This window comes from Chimaeribacter coloradensis (genome assembly GCF_002858715.1).
GTDB classification, from domain to species: Bacteria; Pseudomonadota; Gammaproteobacteria; order Enterobacterales; family Enterobacteriaceae; genus Chimaeribacter; species Chimaeribacter coloradensis.
On the sequence record NZ_PJZH01000020.1, the window covers coordinates 36,221 to 55,556 of the forward strand.

Genomic DNA, 19,336 nt, shown 5'->3' on the forward strand with positions numbered 1-19,336 from the left:
GCAAGGAATGTCGTTATGCAGTTGACCCGTACCGATCGTGCCGGCCGCCGCCCCACCGCCTGGTGGCAGCGTGATCCGCTGAAGTGGTTGGTTATTGGCCTGTTCGCCCTGTTCACCGCCTACCTGGTGGTGCTGATGTACGCCCAGGGCGAGTACCTGTTTGCCATCGTCACGTTGGTGCTGCTGAGCGCCGGATTGTATATTTTCGCCAACCGCCGCACCTACGCCTGGCGTTACGTCTACCCCGGGCTGGCCGGGATGGGGCTGTTCGTCCTGTTCCCGCTGGTCGCGACCATTGCCATCGCCTTTACCAACTACAGCAGCACCAACCAGCTCACCTTTGAGCGCGCGCAATCGGTGCTGATGCAGCGCCAGTACCAGGCCGGTGACACCTACGCCTTCGCGCTCTACCCGGCGGGCGACAAGTGGCGGTTGCAGCTCACCGACGCAGCGAAAAATGAACAGTGGATCTCCCAGCCGTTCACCCTTGGGCCGAACCCGCCGCCGCTGGAGATGCAGGCGCAGCAGACCGCGCCGGAAGGGGAAAAAGCCACGCTGCGCGTGGTGACGCAGAACCGACAGGCGATGAGCGCGCTGGTGGCGCACCTGCCGCAGGGCAGCGACCTGCGCATGAGCTCGCTGCGCCAGTTCTCCGGCACCGCCCCGCTCTACACCCTGGCGGAAGACAACACCACCCTGACCAATAACCAGACCCGGGTGGTCTATAAACCGAACCCGGACACTGGCTTCTACCAGGCCACTGACGCTGACGGCAACTGGCAGGCAGAGAAGCTCAGCCCCGGCTTTACCGTCGGCATCGGCTGGAAAAACTTCCTGCGCGTGATGCAGGATGACGGCATCCAGAAACCGTTCCTGTCGATCTTCGTCTGGACGATTGTTTTCTCACTGCTGACGGTGGTGCTGACGGTGGCGGTGGGCATGGTGCTCGCCTGCCTGGTGCAGTGGGAGGCGCTGAAAGGCAAGGCGCTCTACCGCGTGCTGCTGATCCTGCCCTATGCAGTGCCGTCGTTTATCTCGATTCTGATCTTCAAGGGGCTGTTTAACCAGAGCTTCGGTGAGATCAACCTGATGCTCGGCGCGCTGTTCGGCATCAAACCCGCCTGGTTCAGCGACCCGACCACCGCCAAGGCGATGGTGCTGATTGTGAACACCTGGCTCGGCTACCCCTACATGATGATCCTCTGCATGGGGCTGCTGAAGGCGATCCCGGAAGACCTGTATGAGGCCTCGGCGATGGATGGCGCGACGCCGTTCCAGAACTTCTTCCGCATCACGCTGCCGCTGCTGATCACCCCGCTGACGCCGCTGATGATCGCCAGTTTCGCCTTTAACTTTAATAACTTTGTGCTGATCCAGCTGCTGACCAACGGCGGCCCCGACCGGCTCGGCACCACCACCCCGGCCGGGTACACCGACCTGCTGGTGAGCTACACCTACCGCATCGCCTTCGAGGGCGGCGGCGGGCAGGACTTCGGCCTGGCGGCGGCGATCGCCACCCTGATTTTCCTGCTGGTGGGGGCGCTGGCGATCCTCAACCTGAAAGCCACCAAAATGAACTTTGACTAAGGAGAGCCGCCGATGGGCATGGTAAAACCAAAATCGCAGCGCGTACGCCTGCTGGTGACGCACCTGCTGCTGATCGCGTTTGTGGCGATGATTATGTTCCCGCTGCTGATGGTGGTGGCGATCTCACTGCGCCCCGGCAACTTTGCCACCGGCAGCCTGATCCCCGATCAGATCTCCTGGGACCACTGGCGGCTGGCGCTGGGCTTCAGCGTGACCCACGCGGACGGCAGCGTGACGCCGCCGCCCTTCCCGGTGCTGCTGTGGCTGTGGAACTCGGTGAAGATCGCGTTTATCACCGCCATCGGCATCGTGACGCTCTCGACCACCTGCGCCTACGCCTTTGCGCGGATGCGTTTCCGCGGCAAAGGCAATTTGCTGCGCGGGATGCTGATTTTCCAGATGTTCCCGGCGGTGCTGTCGCTGGTGGCGCTTTATGCGCTGTTTGACCGCCTCGGCCAGTATCTGCCGTTTATCGGGCTGAATACCCACGGCGGCGCGATCTTCGCCTATATGGGCGGCATCGCGCTGCATGTGTGGACGATCAAGGGCTATTTCGAGACGATTGATAACTCGCTGGAGGAGGCGGCGTCCCTGGACGGCGCGACGCCGTGGCAGGCGTTCCGGCTGGTGCTGCTGCCGCTGTCGGTGCCGATTCTGGCGGTGGTATTTATCCTGTCGTTTATCGCCGCGATCACCGAGGTGCCGGTGGCTTCCCTGCTGCTGCGGGATGTGAACAGCTACACGCTGGCGGTGGGGATGCAGCAGTACCTCAACCCGCAGAACTATTTATGGGGCGATTTTGCCGCCTCTGCCGTGCTCTCCGCCATCCCGATCACGGCCATCTTCCTGCTGGCACAGCGCTGGCTGGTCGGTGGCCTGACCGCCGGGGGGGTGAAGGGGTAACCCTCGTTTTGTGCCGTTATTGTTGGATTTACCTGTGTCTTGGGCGGCCGTTGCGGGCCGCCTTTTTTATGGCGGGCGTCTTCCCCTCTGTCTGGGTAAGACAGCCCCTTTAGCCCAGGGTCACAATCGCCGGGGAGGGCTGGCGGAAGGCTTTCTCCAGAATCTCCAGATTCGTCAACGCTTCCTGCTCGCTGATGTAGCTGGGTTTGCCGTGGGTCAGCGTCTCATACAGCGCATCGTAAACCCGGCCATAATCCCCCGGCACCGCCGGGATCTCCTCCCGCACGCTCTCCCCCTGCGCATTCAGGTACACCATCACCGCCTTTTCATGATCCTCGGCAAAACCGGCGTCGCCGGGCATGATGCCCGCTTTCAGGCTGGTTTCCTGCTGGTCGATGCGATAGCGGATAAAGGAGCCGCGGGTGCCGTGGACGGTAAATTTCGGGTAGCTGAGGGCGACCAGGTGGCTGGTTTTCACTATCGCTTTGGTGCGCGGGTAGTAGAGCTGCACGTCGAAGGTGTCATCCGGGTTGGCCGGGTTGCGTACTGAGCGCAGGTCATACCCCACCTTTTGCGGCCTGCCCAGCAGGGCGATGATTTGATCGAGGGTGTGCACCCCCAGACCATACAGCGCGCCGTTGAACGGGCTGCCGGGGCGGGTCTCCGCCTCCGGCCGGAAATAGTCGAAATGGCTCTCAATCTCCACGATGTCGCCGAGTTTCCCGCTGTCGATCGCCTGCTTCATGGTGAGGAAACAGCTGTCAAAGCGGCGGTTCTGGAACGGCGTTACCGTCAGCCCCTTTTCCCGCGCCAGCGCATACAGCGCTTCCGCCTCGGCCAGCGTGGTGGTAAACGGCTTCTCAACCAGCACATGTTTTCCGTGCTCCAGGCAGAGCCGGGCGTAATGGTAGTGGCTTTCCGGCGGCGTGCAGACCGTCACCAGCGTCACGGTGTCATCATGCAGAATGTCATTCAGCTCTTCAGTAAAACGGATGCCCTGATACGCAGGCAGGGATTCCTGTTCCGGTTTGCGTCGCCGGGCATAAATCCATTTCACATTAAATTTATCCTTGCGTGCCAGCACATAGGGCAGATGATAACGGGTGGTGCTTTTACCAAACGCAATATAGGCGATATTCATCAACATATTTCCTGATTAACGCGACAACGAGGCAATGAAAATAACTTCTTTAGCGTATTAAGACGTTATTTCCCCTGCCACCAAAAAGTAATAAACAAGCCATTTAAAACCCTATCGTTTTTGTTTAAATCTATATTGATCACACTTTTCGTAAAAACACTGATTTATCCGGCACAGTCGGCAGATCTACTTTTATATAAAATTCAATGGCTTTTCTATGATGACATTCACTGACTTAATATATCTTCACCTGTTACTTTGTGCCGTACGCATAGCATGCCGGATAAAACACTGCGCGAAATTATAACAATATCGCTTTTCGCGTAAAAGCCGCCCGGTTTACGCTAAAAACAGTTGACTTATTTACAGGTGAATTTCACCCTCGCCCTGTTTATACAGAGACGTTCCCCGCCACTGTTTTGCCATTCGCTGAATAACACGGAGATCATGGTGAAAGAGAAACTATTCCAGAAAATCATGTGGCTCGCCCAAAAAATGGGATCGCAAATTCATTTACGATCTATGCGTGACGCCTTCATCACCTTAATTCCCTTTCTGGTGCTGTCGGGCATGATGATCTTATTTAATAACGTTGTGATCGCCCCGGACGGGTTTTTATCCGCCCTGATCTCCCCTGACCGCCTGGCAGACTGGCAAACCGTGGGGAATAAGGTGGTTAACGGGACGATGAATATTCTCGGTGTGCTGATCGGCATCCTGTTTTCGTTTAACCTGGCGCGTAACCGCCAGTACAGCACCCCCTTGATGCCCGCGTTGGTGACGGTCGCCTGCCTGTTTGTGCTGATGCCGGTCGCGCTGCCGTTTGTGCCGGTCAGCGGCGGCAACGCGGTGATGGTCACCGGGGCAGCCGCCTATTCACTACTGGGCACCAGCGGTACCTTTGTCGCGCTGATGTGTGGGGCGCTGGCGACGGAGCTGTTTGTCTGGGTCAGTAAAAACAAACGGTTACAGATACGGATTGAGGGCAACGTACCGCCCGCCGTCACGCAATCTTTCAATACGCTGTTTGCCGTGATGATCACCATCCTGCTGTTTGCCGTCGGCTCTTATCTGGTGGCGACCCTGACGGGCCATGAATTCCATGAGGCGATCAACGTGCTGATCCAGGCGCCGCTGCTGGGGCTGACCACCAGCCTGCCCGGCTTCCTGCTGCTCGACATCATCAATAATGCGCTGTTTTCCCTCGGCATTAATCCCGGCGGCATTACCGGCGCGGTGCTTGAGCCGCCGTTGCTGGTCGCCATGCAGCAAAATATGGATGCCTGGGCCGCCGGGCGGGAGATCCCCAACATTATTGTCCGCCCGTTCAGCGATCTGTATGGGCGGATGGGCGGCACCGGCATTACGCTCTGCCTGATTCTGGCGGTGTTTATCAGAAGCCGCCGCAGCGATCTGCGCTCCTTCTCAAAAACGGTGATACCTACCACGCTGTTTAATATCAACGAGCCGGTGATTTTCGGCTTCCCGATTGTGTTCAGCCCTATCCTGATGATTCCCTTTACCTTTATTCCCAGTCTGCTCTATATCCTGGCCTGGTATGCCACCGCATGGGGATGGGTGTCGCGCATTGTGGTGTATGTGCCCTGGTCGGTGCCGCCGCTGATTTCAGGCTACTTAGCCAGCGGCGGGGATTACCGCAACGTCGTCCTTCAGGCACTGCTGATCGCCATCGGCGTGCTGCTCTATATGCCGTTTCTGATGCTGTATGAAAAAGTGCTGGCAGCCGCAGAACAGCAGGCCGCCTCCGGCACCGTGCCTCCTCCCCATGCGTAATAAGGTGATGAATGATGAAAAGTATTTTGCTGGTCTGTAATGAAGGGATGTCGACCGGGTTCTTATGCAACAAGATCAATGCGGCGGCAAAAGCGCGTGGGATAGCCGTGACCGCCTGGGCGATCCCTGAGTCCGCGCTGGAGGGGCGCTATCAGGAGGCGGACGTGATTCTGGTCGGGCCGCAGATCGCGTATCTCACCGCCTCTATCCAGCAGCGGGTGAACCACAGCCGCCCGGTGGAGGCGATTAACCCGGTGCATTTTGGCCGCATCAATGCCGACGCTATTCTCGACCGCGCCCTGGCGCTGATCACCGCGCCTTTACAGTGAGGGAAAAGAGAACGTTGCCTGCCGGGGGATACCGGCAGGCCCAGAGACTATTCGCGCTTCAGGCGGTCGGTGTTGGCGAGGTAGAGCGTGACCACCAGCACCAGAATGGCGGCGGAGTAGATCAGCGTATCCAGCGGGTTTTTGTGATCAACGATGATCAGCCGGACAATCGCCGTGATGCCGATGTAGATAAAGTAGCGCAGCGGGAAGTGATAGCCGGAAGAGAAATACTTCACAATCAAGGCGATAAACTCGAAGTAGAGGAAGTAAATCACAATCCCTTCAATCAGCAGATAGGAAGACGGCTCATCGCCGTTGACGAACAGCACCAGCGTCAGGTGGTAGGTCTCCCGCCCCAGAAACAGCAGCAGGATTGCGCCCAGCCCGAGTAAAAACACATTTAAAATACGCTGCATAATCACGGCTATCATGATGCCGCGTGGTGAACCACCCATTAAGATTCTCTTTAGTGATTAAATCGTTTCAGCAGCATACCGAATGCGGGCGGAGGGGGACAGGGGCGCAGATAAAAGTCCCTTTGCTTACCAAAGATAATCACGCAACGAAACGACTTGACCCGATTGCATCTCAGCAGGATGATGTATAAAATTTTATACATTCGGGAAGGATGCGCTGAAATGGATGCAGGTGATATAAAAATCATTCCTAAAGATATTGTCTGGTGCGGTACCTCTTTACAGGATCTCAGGGCGTTTCCTGAGTCGCCGCGTGCCACTGCCGGGAAGGAGTTACGTAAGGTGCAGTTCGGCCAGGATCCGGCCGATTTTAAAGCCGTGCCCAGGTGGGGGGCCGGTGTGATTGAAATCCTTATTGGTGACGAAGACGGCATCTATCGCGTGGTCTATGTCGCTAAATTTGAGGAGGCACTTTACGTGCTGCACGGATTCAAAAAGACAACACAAAAGACCCGTCAGGCAGATATTGACCTGATTAAAACGCGTTATCGTAAAGTCGTTAACGACAGGAGCAGGCCGCTATGACAGATAAACCCAAAACTTACGACGACCCAGTAACACGTGCTGGTGATAATCTCTTCGAGGCGCTGGGGTTTTCCGCTGAGCGCGCTGACCAGCTTACTCAAGAGTCCGACAGAGAGATTTTGCAGCTTATTGCGATGAAAAAGCAGGTGATGTCCGAGATCGCGGACTGGATGAAAGAGGGGGACATCAAGCAAATTACCGCGGCAAAAATCTTGCAGGTGTCACGCCCGCGCGTGTCTGACGTGGTCAATCAGAAAACGGAAAAGTTTACCCTTGATGCCCTGATCAGCATGGTTGGCTGCATCGGCAAAAAAGTCCATCTGGTGATTGAGTAACCTCCTGTTCCGCCATTACTCAACGGATGGGGATAAAAAAGGCCGCAACCTTATCCGTTGCGGCCTTTTTCACAGCATCTGCGTGATGCCTGCCGGTTTACCTAGTTAAAGTACGGCGAGCGGCTGTCGGTGATGTTGTAGAGCTGGTATTTGCGGCCGAGCATCTGGCCGCCGTCGCGGGTCAGCGGTATCCAGTTGATCTGCGCGCGCGTCCGGCTCGGCTGAACGGTCAGGATGTCCAGCGGCACGGAGATGTAGAAGCCTTTGGTGAACTCCCCTTCCCCGTACTCCTCGGCGGAGACGTTGGTCTTGGTGGCAAAGGCCCCGACAATCACGCCGCTGTCGAAGCGTTTGGAGACGTCGAGCGTCGCGCCCTTGTCTTTCGCCAGATACTGCCCGACGCTGGCTTTGACCAGCACACCATCCAGGAAACGCGGCTGCCAGTAGGCAGTCAGGTTGCCGGTCTGGGTTTTGTAATTGGTGAAGCGCAGCGGGCTGTCCCAGTCACGCTGTTTGACGTAGTTGGCATCCACCCCCACCGCCCAGCGGCTGTCCAGCGGGCGGTAAAGCACTTCCGCGCCCACGCCGCCGTACATCTGCTCCAGGTAACCGCCGTAGATCTGGCCGTACCAGCCGTCGCCCAGGCGGTCCATGTAGGTCAGCTGCGCGTTATTCAGGTAGAGGTCGTTGTTGTCGACATACTCACGGATGCGGGTACGCACACGCGGCAGGGAGCTGTCAGCCGGCGGCCCCTTGTAGTTGAACTTGTCGTAGTTATTAAACAGGTTCAGGAACAGCGAGCCGGAGGCCAGCAGGTGCTGCGTCATCCACCAGTCGGCGTTGCCCTGAATACCGACCTGGTACATGTAGAAATCTTCCGGGCCGCCGATGGACTGGTTCAGCACCGGGGCCAGCCCGGCGCTGAAGGTGCTCTTCTCCACGTAGTAGCCCTGCTCCGCCCGTTCCGGCAGATGCGGGTCGGCACGGTGCTGCAGCAGCGGCTTCTCCTGCCCGAGCGGGTACCCCTCCAGCTCCTGCTTCAGGCTCTCCACGCTGGTCACGGTGCTGGAAATCGGCATGTTCATGCTGGTGTCGGTAACGTTCAGGGTATCGACACCGGCCGGTAACCGGTTGATCAGGATACGGTTGGCGCGCGCAACTGCCGCGTTATTGTCGCGGTAGCGGTTCTGCTCGCCGGTCATGTAGAGGGTGCTGCCCTTCACCTGAATGTGCGGCGCGGTGTAACCGGCGTTGTCCTGCAGGGCGGCCAGCTGATCGGCCACCACCTGATGGTCGAGGATCGCGTCCTGTGGCTGCGGCTGGTAAGGCTGCGGTGCCGGGTCGAGATGGCGCTGGGACAGGGTATTGAAGTTGGTGCGCAAGGTCACGCCCGCCATCAGGGTATTGCCGCGCTCCCAGCTCAGGTTGACGTCGGCCCAGTCGGTCATGCGGTAGACCGCGCCGACGTTCACTTTCGAATCCTGTTTGATCGTCCCGGCGAAATCGCCCTGGTAGTCGTTGCCCTCATACTCCACTTTCAGGCGCAACGGCTGCCACGGCGTCTGGTATTCGATGCCGCCGAACAGGGAGGCGGGGCCGTGGAAGAAGTTTTTCCCGTTGAACTCGCCCGCTTCGCCCTGCACGTTGTTGCGGTAGCAGTAGCTCGCCTTGGCCTTACAGAACGGGTTTTTTACGTTGCCGCTGTTGCCGAGGTAGCCCCAGCCGAGGCCGAGGGTGAAGTCGAGCGGCCCCCAGGCTTTGCTGGCGGCGATGAATTCGCTGTCAAACAGCCCGGTGCCGCCGAAGTCCCGGATGCCGACCGAGGTTTCCGGCAGCCAGTAGCCCTCTTCCCACAGGCGCAGTTTCAGGTCTACGCCCTTGTCTTTGTAAGTCTGGTCGCCGCTGAACGCCGCATCGCTGCTGTATTTGCGGGTGCGCACGTCGGTGTAGCGGATGGTGGCTTCCAGCCACGGGAAGGGCTGCACCGCCAGCGAATAGAAGCGGTACTGGTCGTTATGGCGCAGGTTGAGACTGAACTCGCCCTCTTTCGCCATGCGCCCGGTCGGCACCTGCATCAGGCCGACGCCGCCGAAATCGCCCTGGGACGGCCCCAGCGGTTCCGTGTAAGGGGAAGCCTGCACGCCTGCGGCCACGGCCATCGCCAGCGCGCTGATAACATAGGATCTTTTCATTAGTCAGGGACCCGGTTGGTCAACAGCGCCAGAATCCGCAGGTTCAGATCGCGGTAAGCGCTGGGTAAGGCGTGGGCGGAAAAGCCCACAAAGAGCGTGCTGCCCGGTGCCGGTTCGGCGCGGCGGTGGTTCCAGTAGGCGACCGGCACCTGTTGGGTCATACCGTCGGGTTGGATCAGCCAGAGCTGGTTTTTATCGTGCCCCGACAGCGGGGCGTGGCTGTCGAGATAGGTTTTTGCCTCCTGCCCCGGCACAAACGGCTGCGGGCCGCTGTTTTCCACCAGCCCGAACAGGCGCACGGTGGTGGGCCGTTGCAGGGTGTAGATGCTGTATTCCCCCTCCAGGCGGCGGTTGGCCTGCGGCTGGATGCGCACGGCGTCCGGGTCGAGCGGCACGAACTGGCGGCCAGTGACCCTGAGCTGTGACACCTGCTGGTGCAGGTTGTCGGCGGCGGCGGCCAGGTCGCCGTCGCCGTCCGCGCGGAACCCGGCGGCCAGTGCGCTCAGCGAGGCGAGCACCGCCTGCTTCATCGCCTGCTGCTGCGCCGTGGCCTGTGGCGCGGCGATCACCGTGCCCGGCCACCAGGTGCGGTTAAACAGCGCCGGGTTCATCACCAGTTCACTCAGGTCGCGCGCGCCGTCCACCGTGACGCTGCCGGCCTGCGCCGGTAAATACACCGTGACGTGGCTCTGTGCGCACACAGAGGCCGCCAGGCCCATGCCCAGGCTGACGCCCAGTAAGAGACGTTTTTTCATGGTATTTACGGTTTCAAAATTGTGATGTTAACGGGGATGAAATCGGGGCCGAGAAACTGCTCCGCTTTCCTGACAATGCCGGTGGCGGGGTCGATCCAGAAACGGTTGCGGTAGTGGCGGTTCAGTGACGGCACCGTCACCTCTTCCTCGACGCGCAGCGTGTTCAGGGGTGTACCGGCAATCATCAGCGGTTCGCTGCCGTCCAGGTGGAAGACCGAGTTCACCGTGGCGCTGTGGAACTGCCGATCCTCCGTCCAGCTCAGGGTGCGCGTCCAGCTTGCGCCCTCTTTCAGGTTTTGCGGGTGGAGCAGCGGGTCATGCTGGCGGTCGGTGGTCTCCAGCAGGTTGTCGCGGTAACCGACGGTACGGGTCAGGCGGCCGTTTTGCGTCACCAGCAGCACGCGGTCAGAGGAGAGCCATTTCACCTGCCCCTCTTCGGCAAAAGCGGCAACCACAAAAATCTGCGGGCCGTCATCGAGCCGGGCATAAATGCTGGAGTACGGCAGGTCGCGCAGCGACGGATCGCTCAGCTCAACGTCGGGCATCCCAAACGCGGCAATCGCCAGCGTGTCGCCGATGCCGCGCTGCGTCTGGCTACAGGCCGACAGCACGAGAGAAGCCAATAACAGTAAATAGCGCACGTTCTTTTCCCAGGATAAACAGGCCCGTCATAAGGGCGGCCAGGCAGCCTCACCACGGGCGGGCTGATGCATAATAATTGACCTCACCGGGGCAGGCCCCGGCGGGCAAACGTATACCGGTTAACGCCGGTGGCCCCTTTCGCCAGCACAGGTGCTGGAATTCCCTGCGAAAAGCGGGGCACGTTTGCCGGATGGCTGGTCTGTTACGCCGTTCCGGCCGCCGATACATTCCGGAAACTGGAGGATCTCCCAAGGCGAATCAACGCGTTGCCTCAGGGAAAGAACCGGTCTCTGTCGGGTGCGGCGGGCAGGAAGGCTGCTTATTTATAATGCAATAAACTGTTACGAGGTGTCATCATTGATGGCGTGAATGGCTCGCCAGCGGGCAGTTTCACTTAGGGCGCGCCGTTTTCATCACTTAACTTAACTTAATGATTTACGGCGTTTTTTATAACGGGGGTTTTCGCCCGGGGAGCGCGGCGGCGTTTTCAGCGGCGTTTGTCAAGGTGGGAAAGAGTGGTTAAAAAACGGGTTAAACAGGGTTTTGCGCCGGAAAGCTGACTTATGAAAAGAATAATATCTGCCGTTTCCGCTAATCTCAGGAAAAATAACGGATAATGCGCGAGGAAATTATAAGCACACTCAGTGAAGGCGGAATCCCTGCTTTTTCAGACAAACCCTACTGGCAAATGGCCGGAATGGGCCATTAAAAAGGCCCTGCCGGGCAAAAACCCGCAGGGCCATTCTCTGTTTTCCGGCCAATGCTTAACCGTTGGTTAAGATTTACCGCAGGCAGCAGGGCTTAACGCCAGGCTTTGAAGCGGTTGATCAGCGCATTGGTGGAGCTGTCGTGGCTGCTGACCTCTTCGTCACCCGCCAGTTCCGGCAGGATGCGGTTAGCGAGCTGTTTGCCCAGCTCCACGCCCCACTGGTCAAAGGTGAAGATGTTCAGGATCGCGCCCTGGGTGAAGATCTTGTGCTCGTAGAGCGCAATCAGCGCGCCGAGGCTTTCCGGGGTGATTTCACGCAGCAGGATGGAGTTGGTCGGGCGGTTGCCTTCAAACACCTTGAACGGCGCAACGTGCTTCACTTCGTCCGGCGTTTTGCCCTGTGCCGCGAACTCTTCCTCTACCGTCTCCAGCGATTTGCCGAACGCCAGCGCTTCGGTCTGGGCGAAGAAGTTGGAGAGCAGCTTGGCGTGGTGGTCGCTCAGCGGGTTGTGGCTGATGGCCGGGGCGATAAAGTCACATGGGACGATTTTGGTGCCCTGGTGGATCAGCTGGTAAAACGCGTGCTGGCCGTTGGTGCCCGGCTCGCCCCAGATGATCGGGCCGGTCTGGTAGTCCACCGGGTTGCCGTTGCGGTCAACGTATTTGCCGTTGGATTCCATGTTGCCCTGCTGGAAGTAGGCAGCGAAGCGGTGCATGTACTGGTCGTACGGCAGGATCGCTTCGGTTTCGGCACCGAAGAAGTTGTTGTACCAGATGCCGATCAGCGCCAGCAGTACCGGCAGGTTCTGCTCCGCCGGGGTGTTGGCGAAGTGCTTGTCCATCTCGTGCGCGCCGCTCAGCAGCTTCTCAAAGTTCTCAAAGCCCAGGGAGAGTGCAATCGACAGGCCAATCGCTGACCACAGGGAGTAACGGCCGCCGACCCAGTCCCAGAATTCGAACATGTTGTCGGTGTCGATGCCGAACTCGCCCACCGCTTTCGCGTTGGTGGAGAGCGCCGCGAAGTGCTTCGCCACGTGCTGCTGGTCACCGGCCGTGTTCAGGAACCAGTCACGCGCGCTGTGGGCGTTGGTCATGGTCTCCTGGGTGGTGAAGGTTTTGGAGGCCACCAGGAACAGGGTGGTTTCCGGGCTGAGGGTTTTCAGCGTTTCCGCGATGTGGGTGCCGTCAACGTTGGAAACGAAGTGCATGTTGAGGTGGTTTTTGTACGGCTTCAGCGCTTCGGTCACCATGAACGGGCCGAGATCAGAGCCGCCGATGCCGATGTTGACCACGTCAGTGATCGGCTTGCCGGTGTAGCCTTTCCAGTCACCGCCGATCACGCGGTCACAGAACTGTTTCATTTTCGCCAGCACGGCGTTGACCTCCGGCATCACATCTTTGCCGTCGACCAGAATCGGGGTGTTGCTGCGGTTGCGCAGTGCCACGTGCAGCACGGCGCGGTCTTCGGTGCGGTTAATCTTCTCACCGGAGAACATCGCTTTGATGGCTCCCTGAAGATCGGTCTCTTTGGCCAGCGCCTGCAGCTTCTCCAGCGTCTCTTTGGTGATGCGGTTTTTGGAGTAATCCACCAGCATCTGATCGTTGAAGGTGGCGGAGAAGGCGGCGAAACGGTCGCTCTCCTGGGCGAATAAGTCACTGATCTGAACATCTTTCATCTGTTCAAAATGCTGCTGCAGGGCCTGCCAGGCCGCGGTTTGACTCGGATTGATATTTTTCATCGCAATGCTCTCGGTTGAGTTTCACAGAGTGAGATTAAAAGCCTATCCCAGCAGGCGCGAACCGCACGGGCAAACACGTCATGCTGGGATACGCTTTACGGACCGCCTGGCCCGATTGTAGCCTGTAATGCTTTCGATGATATGCCTTTTCTTGCAATAGGCTGCATCTGTTAATGATTATTTATTAATCGGTTATGAAGTGTGACAAGAGAGGCTTACCCTCCGTAACGAATAAAAATGAAAAGCCGGGCGCTCTTTCGTTGACAGCGCCGCCAGAACCGGTAATCCTAGCCCTCTACTCGCGCCACGGTGTGCGAGCCAGAAGAGGCGCGTCGCCCAGGCAGGGTGTCAGAGGAACCGTATTCCACTGACGGCACTTGAGGGGGAGCGACGCCGAGGTACGCAGGCAGACGGATGCCCCGTATCGGCTACAGAGGCTGAATCCTCTGGGTTGTCACCAGGATCGCCCAACGCGGGCGGCCAGCAAGGTGGAGCGCTTCTGGGAGTATCGTAGCTTTAATCCCTACGTCTGCCCCCTGTCTACCGCTCTCCCCTTGTGCCAAGGTTATGAATTTTTTGCCATCAAAGAATGGCACCTGACACGAGGTTTACCATGAATCAAGCAGTCTCCTCCTCTTATCACGCCGATCAGCCGATGGTCGTGGCGAAATTCGGCGGCACCAGCGTCGCGGATTTTGACGCCATGAACCGCAGTGCGGATGTGGTGCTGGCCAACCCCGCCAACCGTCTGGTTATCCTTTCCGCGTCTGCCGGCATCACCAACCTGCTGGTGGCACTGGCGGAAGGGTGTGAGCAAGAGCAGCGTGACGTGAAACTCAGCGAAATCCGCCGTATTCAATACGCCATCATAGATCGACTCACGGAGCCTGAGGTGATCCGCGAGGAGATTGACCGCCTGCTGGAGAACATCGCCATGCTCTCCGAGGGGGCAAGCCTGGCGACCTCCGCGGCCCTGACCGACGAACTGGTCAGCCACGGCGAACTGATGTCTACGTTGTTGTTTGTTGAGATTTTGCGCCAGCGCCAGGTTGAAGCCGAATGGTTTGACGTGCGTAAAGTGATGCGCACCACCGACCGCTTCGGCCGCGCCGAGCCGGACACCGCGCTGCTGGCGGAGCTGACCACCCAACAGTTACGGCCGCGCCTGGAACGGGCGCTGGTAGTGACCCAGGGCTTTATCGGCAGTGAAGAGAAAGGCCGCACCACCACCCTCGGCCGCGGCGGCAGTGACTACACCGCCGCCCTGCTGGGCGAGGCGCTGCACGCCGGGCGCGTCGACATCTGGACGGACGTGCCGGGGATCTACACCACCGACCCGCGCGTAGTGCCGACTGCCAAGCGCATCGACAGAATCACCTTTGAAGAAGCTGCCGAAATGGCAACCTTCGGCGCGAAAGTGCTGCACCCGGCGACCCTGCTGCCGGCGGTGCGCAGCGACATCCCGGTGTTTGTCGGCTCCAGCAAAGACCCGGCCGCCGGCGGCACGCTGGTCTGCAACTCCACCAAAAACCCGCCGCTGTTCCGGGCGCTGGCGTTGCGCCGCAAGCAGACGCTGCTGACGCTGCACAGCCTCAACATGCTGCACGCGCGCGGTTTCCTGGCGGAAGTGTTTAACATCCTGCTGCGCCACAACATCTCCGTGGACCTCATCACCACCTCGGAAGTGAGCGTGTCGCTGACGCTCGACACCACCGGCTCGACCTCTACCGGCGACAGCCTGCTGACCACCTCGCTGCTCACTGACCTCTCCTCGCTCTGCCGGGTGGAAGTGGAAGAGAACCTGGCGCTGATCGCGTTGATCGGCAACAAGCTTTCGCAGGCGTGCGGCGTCGGCAAAGAGGTGTTCGGCGTACTCGACCCGTTCAGCATCCGCATGATCTGTTACGGTGCCAGCAGCTATAACCTCTGCTTCCTGGTCCCCGGCGATGACGCCGAGCAGGTCGTGCAGACCCTGCACCGCAACCTATTCGAGTAATACCGCGGCGCGCAGGGCGGAGCCGGGCGCATGCCCGGCTTTTTTTATGCCCGCTGCTCAAGAGAAAGACCGGCAAGGAACATTATTACCGTAGAAAAAACACAACATCCCCACCCACAAGAAGAAGGAACCGACCACCTATGTTAGCGAAAATCACCCGCCTGTTTCCGTTATGGGCCGTGCTGCTCTCCGTCGCCGCCTATTACACCCCCGGTACGTTTACCCCCATCGGCCCCTATGTCAGCACGCTGCTGATGCTGATCATGTTCGGCATGGGAGTGACGCTGGAGTTTGCTGACTTCAAACGGGTGCTGTCGCGCCCCGCCCCGGTGGCCGCCGCCACCTTCCTGCACTATCTGGTGATGCCGCTGGCCGCCTGGGTGCTGGCGAAACTGTTCCAGATGCCGCCTGACCTTTCCGCAGGCATGGTGCTGGTGGGCAGCGTCGCCAGCGGCACTGCGTCCAACGTGATGATCTACCTGGCAAAAGGGGATGTGGCGCTCTCGGTGACGATTTCCGCCGTCTCGACGCTGGTGGGCGTGTTCGCCACGCCACTGCTGACGCGGCTCTACGTGGATACGCAGATCAGCGTGGATGTGGAGGGGATGTTGCTCAGCATCCTGAAAATCGTGGTGATCCCGATTTTCGCCGGGCTGGTGATCCACCACCTGTTTACCGGGCTGGTGAAAAAGCTGGAGCCGGTGCTGCCGCTGTTTTCGATGGCCTGCATCCTGGCGATCATCAGCGCCGTGGTGGCGGGCAGCCAGGGCTTTATCGGCTCGGTCGGGCTGGTGGTGATTGTGGCGGTGATCCTGCATAACGGCATCGGGCTGCTGAGCGGCTACTGGGGCGGCAAGCTGTTCGGCTTCGACGAGACCACCTGCCGTACGCTGGCGATGGAAGTCGGGATGCAGAACTCCGGGCTGGCGGCCACGCTGGGCAAGCTCTACTTCTCGCCGCTGGCTGCCCTGCCCGGCGCGCTGTTCTCCGTCTGGCATAACCTCTCCGGCTCGCTGCTGGCCGGTTACTGGTCGGGCAAACCGGTGGAGAAACCGGCCCCGGCCGCCACCGTGCGTGCCGGAAAATAACAGCCTCCCGGCATAACCTTTCAGCCATAAAAAAGGGCGCGGATTTCCGCGCCCTCTCTTTTCCAGTTGCCGCACTCAGCGCGTCACCAGCTCCTCTTCGTCACGCTCATCATCCTCCAGCTCCTGCTCCAGCACGCTGTATGCCACCGCGCAGAACAGCGAATTCAGGCGTTTCATATCCCCCAGCAGGCCGAGGTGCAGCGAACTGGTTTCAATGCTCTGCACGTTCTGCTGGTGCAGCCGGTCAACGTGGGCATGGGCGTAACGGCGATCCAGCAGCCGGAAGCGGTGTTTGGAGCGGCGCAAACGGCGGGCGCTGGTGATGTCCCCGGAGAGGAACACCGACATGCTGAGGCGCAGGTTATCGAGCAGCCGCTTGTGCAGCTCGTCCAGCTCTGCCAGCCCGGCGGCGGAGAAGGCACGGCGCGCACCGTGGGATTTCGCTGCTACGTCGCCGGTCATGCGTTCGATGATGTCCCCCGCCTGCTCCAGGTTCAGGGCCATCTCAATCACTTCCGCCCAGCGGCGCGAATCGGATTCGCCCAGATCCTCTTTCTGCATCTGCGCCAGATAGAGTTTGATGGCGGTATAGAGCACATCCACATCATCATCCAGCCGGCTCACCTCGCGCTCCTGCGTCAGGTTGCCGTGCACCACCTCATGGTGCAGCACCAGCATATGCTCTACCACATCGCCCATGCGCAGCGTTTCGCGCGCGGCGTTGGCCAGTGCGAGCGTCGGGGTGTCCAGCGCGCTGCTGTCCAGGTGGCGCGGGCTGAGGCGCGGGTCATCCTGCGGGGAGGCGACAATCAGCACCTGACAGAGGCGCGCCATCCGCTCGGTCAGCGGCAGCATCACCAGGCAGCGGAGCAGGTTGTAGAAGACGTGGAAATAGATCACCAGCTCCTCGTCTGACACCGGCAGGCGGTCAAACGCTTCCGCCAGCGGAGTCACGAACGGCAGCACCAGCACACAGCCGATCAGCTTAAACAGCAGGCTGCCGAGCGCCACGCGGCGGGCTTCCGCATTCTGTTTGCTGGCGTTGATCATCGCCAGCAGGCCGCTGCCGAAGTTGGCCCCGATCACCAGACAGAGCGCCACTTTCAGGGAGATCACGCCGGTGGCGGTGAGGGTAGCGGTCAGCAGCACCGCCGCCAGGCTGGAGTAACTGATGATCGCGAACAGCGCGCCGGTCAGGGCATCGAGCAGCACATCCCCGGTCAGGGAGGAGAACAGGACTTTTACCCCGGATGCCTGGGTAATCGGCGTCGCGGCGGTGACAATCAACTCCAGCGCCAGCAGGATCAGCCCCAGCCCGATGGCGACCCGGCCAATCTGCCCGGCGCGCATCTGTTTACGGCTGAGGAACAGCGCCACGCCGACGAAGATCAGCAGCGGCGAAAGCCAGGAGAGATCGAAGGTCAGGATACGCGCCATCAGTGCCGTCCCGACGTCCGCCCCCAGCATGATCACCAGCGCCGGAGAGAGCGCCACCAGCCCCTGCGCCACAAAAGAGGTGACCAGCAGTGCCGTGGCATTGCTGCTCTGCACCAGCGCCGTCACGCCGATGCCGGAGACAAACGCCAGCGGTTTCTTTTCCACACCGCTGCTGAGGATCTGGCGCAGGTTGGCGCCAAATACCCGCATGATGCCGGTGCGCACGATATGCGTGCCCCACACCAGCAGCGAGACGGCCGAAAGCAAGTGAAGAAGGGTTAACACGGAATACGTTCTCCTTCGCCAGGCATTAACCGGCCACCCCGCCTGCCCGGCGCGTGGAACAGAGTGGCATCCAAATTACCGGCGCGGGCCTCTTGCCCGGGCCGGCAATCGCAAAGTAGTTCTCGGCCTTGCGTTCCCCTGCCGGGAAGGCAGGGGCTGCAGGGCCTGCATTTTTCATCCTCAATCAACCTATTACCTAATCCCTTCAGGTACGCTGTGTGCGGCTTTCCATAAGATTTATCATGGTAATTGTAGACCACAATAAACCAGCCAGCCGTTTAGTCTGCCTGGATAGCGATAATAATAACCCCTGAAAAATCCGGCTTCTCTTGTTATATAAAAAATAATCACAAGATATTTTATGATATTTAGCATTCACGCAACAAAAAATCATATTTATAACGCGCTGCTCTTTTGATTAAGCACACTGTTTTATACCGCGGGGTTGGTATGGTAGCGGCATAAATTCTGGCTTAATAACAAGGACGTTGCGTGATGCAAAAAGTATTTATTGTGGCTGCGCACCAGCCCAGCCGGGCGCTTTTCTGGACGGTAGAGTACCTCTCATCATTTCCGGACAACCACCTCATTATTCATTACGATGCCAAATCTGATATTAATGAGATTCTGCCGCTGGAAAAAAGAAACGTTTATATTCTTCGGGCGCGCCTGCCTGTCTATTGGGGCGATGTATCACAAATCCAGGCCACTTTACTGCTGCTTCGCCAGGCGCTCAGCGTTGAGTTTGATTACTGCTTTTTTATCTCCGGGGAAGATGTGCCGGCGGCCTCGAATGAAAAGATAAATACATTCCTGGAGAAAAATAATCATCAGGAATTTATCCACTACCAAAATGGCCGCGGCACCTATGTCGACCCTTACCCGCGTGTGTTATATCGTTACCCTGCCTGTTTCTTCCAAAGAAAAAATGATCTCTTCACACGGATAAAAAGAAAACTCTGCGTTTATAGCCGCCCACTGTTTAAAAACCGGGAGATTGCCGCTTTGATCGCGAGTAACCAGTTACCGCCGCTTTATAAAGGCACCAACTGGTTTACGTTAACGGCGGAGAGTGTGAAATTTATTGTGGCGTATCATGATGCCCACCCCGAATTGCTGCGGGCATTTCACGGCAGTTTCTGTGCCGATGAAATTTTCTTTCATTCGCTATTAAAATGTAAACCTGACCTGCGCCTTTATCAGGATCCTCAGGCCACCAGCCACTGCCTGCGCTATATCGACTGGCACAGCGGCCCGCACTACCCCAAAAAACTGGACACCCGCGATCTCGCGGCCATTACCCGCCGGTTCTATTTCTTTACCCGGAAAGTCTCGGAAAACGTAACCGACGCAGAGTTTGACCAGTTTAAAAAACTGGTCTCCTGAGACCGGCCCCCCTCTGT

General features: G+C 58.9%; 16 protein-coding genes and 1 riboswitch. Of the genes, 9 read left to right on the plus strand and 7 right to left on the minus strand.

What is annotated here, in order from left to right; all coding sequences use genetic code 11:
- The first annotated feature begins 15 nt into the window (after positions 1-15).
- Together malF and malG are read left to right on the plus strand one after the other, a co-directional pair.
- Entirely contained in the window at positions 16-1,587 is a 1,572-nt protein-coding gene (malF, locus tag CYR32_RS15955; protein ID WP_101826150.1) for a maltose ABC transporter permease MalF, read from the plus strand.
- 12 nt (positions 1,588-1,599) lie between these two features.
- Positions 1,600-2,490, plus strand: a complete 891-nt coding sequence (gene malG, locus CYR32_RS15960) for a maltose ABC transporter permease MalG (RefSeq protein ID WP_101826151.1) — start codon at positions 1,600-1,602, stop codon at positions 2,488-2,490.
- A 109-nt stretch (positions 2,491-2,599) separates the two neighbouring features.
- Here malG and CYR32_RS15965 read toward each other — a convergent pair whose 3' ends face one another.
- On the minus strand, positions 2,600-3,637 hold the full coding sequence (locus tag CYR32_RS15965; RefSeq protein WP_101826152.1) for an oxidoreductase: 1,038 nt from the start codon (positions 3,635-3,637) through the stop codon (positions 2,600-2,602).
- 444 nt (positions 3,638-4,081) lie between these two features.
- Between CYR32_RS15965 and CYR32_RS15970 the strand changes: the two genes are divergently transcribed.
- Together CYR32_RS15970 and CYR32_RS15975 are read left to right on the plus strand one after the other, a co-directional pair.
- Entirely contained in the window at positions 4,082-5,425 is a 1,344-nt protein-coding gene (locus tag CYR32_RS15970) for a PTS sugar transporter subunit IIC (RefSeq protein ID WP_101826170.1), read from the plus strand.
- A gap of 14 nt (positions 5,426-5,439) precedes the next feature.
- Positions 5,440-5,754, plus strand: coding sequence for a PTS sugar transporter subunit IIB (locus CYR32_RS15975; RefSeq protein WP_101826153.1), 315 nt, complete (start codon positions 5,440-5,442; stop codon positions 5,752-5,754).
- Positions 5,755-5,801: 47 nt separating this feature from the next.
- On the opposite strand, the gene psiE is transcribed toward CYR32_RS15975, so the two are convergent.
- A complete protein-coding gene (gene psiE, locus CYR32_RS15980; protein WP_101826154.1) occupies positions 5,802-6,209 on the minus strand; it encodes a phosphate-starvation-inducible protein PsiE in 408 nt (135 codons plus the stop codon).
- Positions 6,210-6,392: 183 nt separating this feature from the next.
- On the opposite strand from psiE, the gene CYR32_RS15985 reads away from it, so the two are divergent.
- Both CYR32_RS15985 and CYR32_RS15990 read left to right on the plus strand, forming a co-directional pair.
- Positions 6,393-6,755 (plus strand): type II toxin-antitoxin system RelE/ParE family toxin, encoded by a 363-nt coding sequence (locus CYR32_RS15985; RefSeq protein ID WP_101826155.1) that lies wholly within the window; start codon positions 6,393-6,395, stop codon positions 6,753-6,755.
- Positions 6,752-7,090 (plus strand): helix-turn-helix domain-containing protein, encoded by a 339-nt coding sequence (locus CYR32_RS15990; RefSeq protein ID WP_101826156.1) that lies wholly within the window; start codon positions 6,752-6,754, stop codon positions 7,088-7,090. The genes CYR32_RS15985 and CYR32_RS15990 overlap by 4 nt, the downstream gene beginning before the upstream one ends.
- Before the next feature lie 101 nt (positions 7,091-7,191).
- Here the strand turns inward: CYR32_RS15990 and CYR32_RS15995 are convergent, their stop codons facing one another.
- The 4 genes from CYR32_RS15995 to pgi all read right to left on the minus strand — a co-directional run bounded on the left by CYR32_RS15995 (position 7,192) and on the right by pgi (position 13,127).
- Positions 7,192-9,282: a YjbH domain-containing protein gene (locus CYR32_RS15995; RefSeq protein WP_101826157.1), complete on the minus strand. Its 2,091-nt coding sequence runs from the start codon at positions 9,280-9,282 to the stop codon at positions 7,192-7,194.
- Positions 9,282-10,037, minus strand: coding sequence for a capsule biosynthesis GfcC D2 domain-containing protein (locus CYR32_RS16000; protein WP_101826158.1), 756 nt, complete (start codon positions 10,035-10,037; stop codon positions 9,282-9,284). Before CYR32_RS16000 ends, CYR32_RS15995 begins: the two co-directional genes overlap by 1 nt.
- Before the next feature lie 5 nt (positions 10,038-10,042).
- Positions 10,043-10,678, minus strand: coding sequence for a YjbF family lipoprotein (locus tag CYR32_RS16005; protein WP_101826159.1), 636 nt, complete (start codon positions 10,676-10,678; stop codon positions 10,043-10,045).
- Positions 10,679-11,480: 802 nt separating this feature from the next.
- On the minus strand, positions 11,481-13,127 hold the full coding sequence (gene pgi / locus CYR32_RS16010) for a glucose-6-phosphate isomerase (protein ID WP_101826160.1): 1,647 nt from the start codon (positions 13,125-13,127) through the stop codon (positions 11,481-11,483).
- 314 nt (positions 13,128-13,441) lie between these two features.
- A riboswitch (Lysine riboswitch) is annotated at positions 13,442-13,634 on the plus strand.
- Between the two features lie 106 nt (positions 13,635-13,740).
- On the opposite strand from pgi, the gene lysC reads away from it, so the two are divergent.
- Both lysC and panS read left to right on the plus strand, forming a co-directional pair.
- A complete protein-coding gene (gene lysC / locus CYR32_RS16015) occupies positions 13,741-15,123 on the plus strand; it encodes a lysine-sensitive aspartokinase 3 (RefSeq protein WP_101826161.1) in 1,383 nt (460 codons plus the stop codon).
- Positions 15,124-15,263: 140 nt separating this feature from the next.
- On the plus strand, positions 15,264-16,211 hold the full coding sequence (gene panS / locus CYR32_RS16020) for a ketopantoate/pantoate/pantothenate transporter PanS (protein ID WP_101826162.1): 948 nt from the start codon (positions 15,264-15,266) through the stop codon (positions 16,209-16,211).
- A gap of 75 nt (positions 16,212-16,286) precedes the next feature.
- Here panS and CYR32_RS16025 read toward each other — a convergent pair whose 3' ends face one another.
- On the minus strand, positions 16,287-17,933 hold the full coding sequence (locus CYR32_RS16025) for a Na/Pi cotransporter family protein (protein ID WP_101826163.1): 1,647 nt from the start codon (positions 17,931-17,933) through the stop codon (positions 16,287-16,289).
- A 495-nt stretch (positions 17,934-18,428) separates the two neighbouring features.
- Between CYR32_RS16025 and CYR32_RS16030 the strand changes: the two genes are divergently transcribed.
- Positions 18,429-19,319 carry a beta-1,6-N-acetylglucosaminyltransferase gene (locus CYR32_RS16030; protein ID WP_101826164.1) on the plus strand — a complete coding sequence of 297 codons (891 nt, stop codon included), beginning with the start codon at positions 18,429-18,431 and terminating at the stop codon, positions 19,317-19,319.
- Positions 19,320-19,336 lie beyond the last annotated feature (17 nt).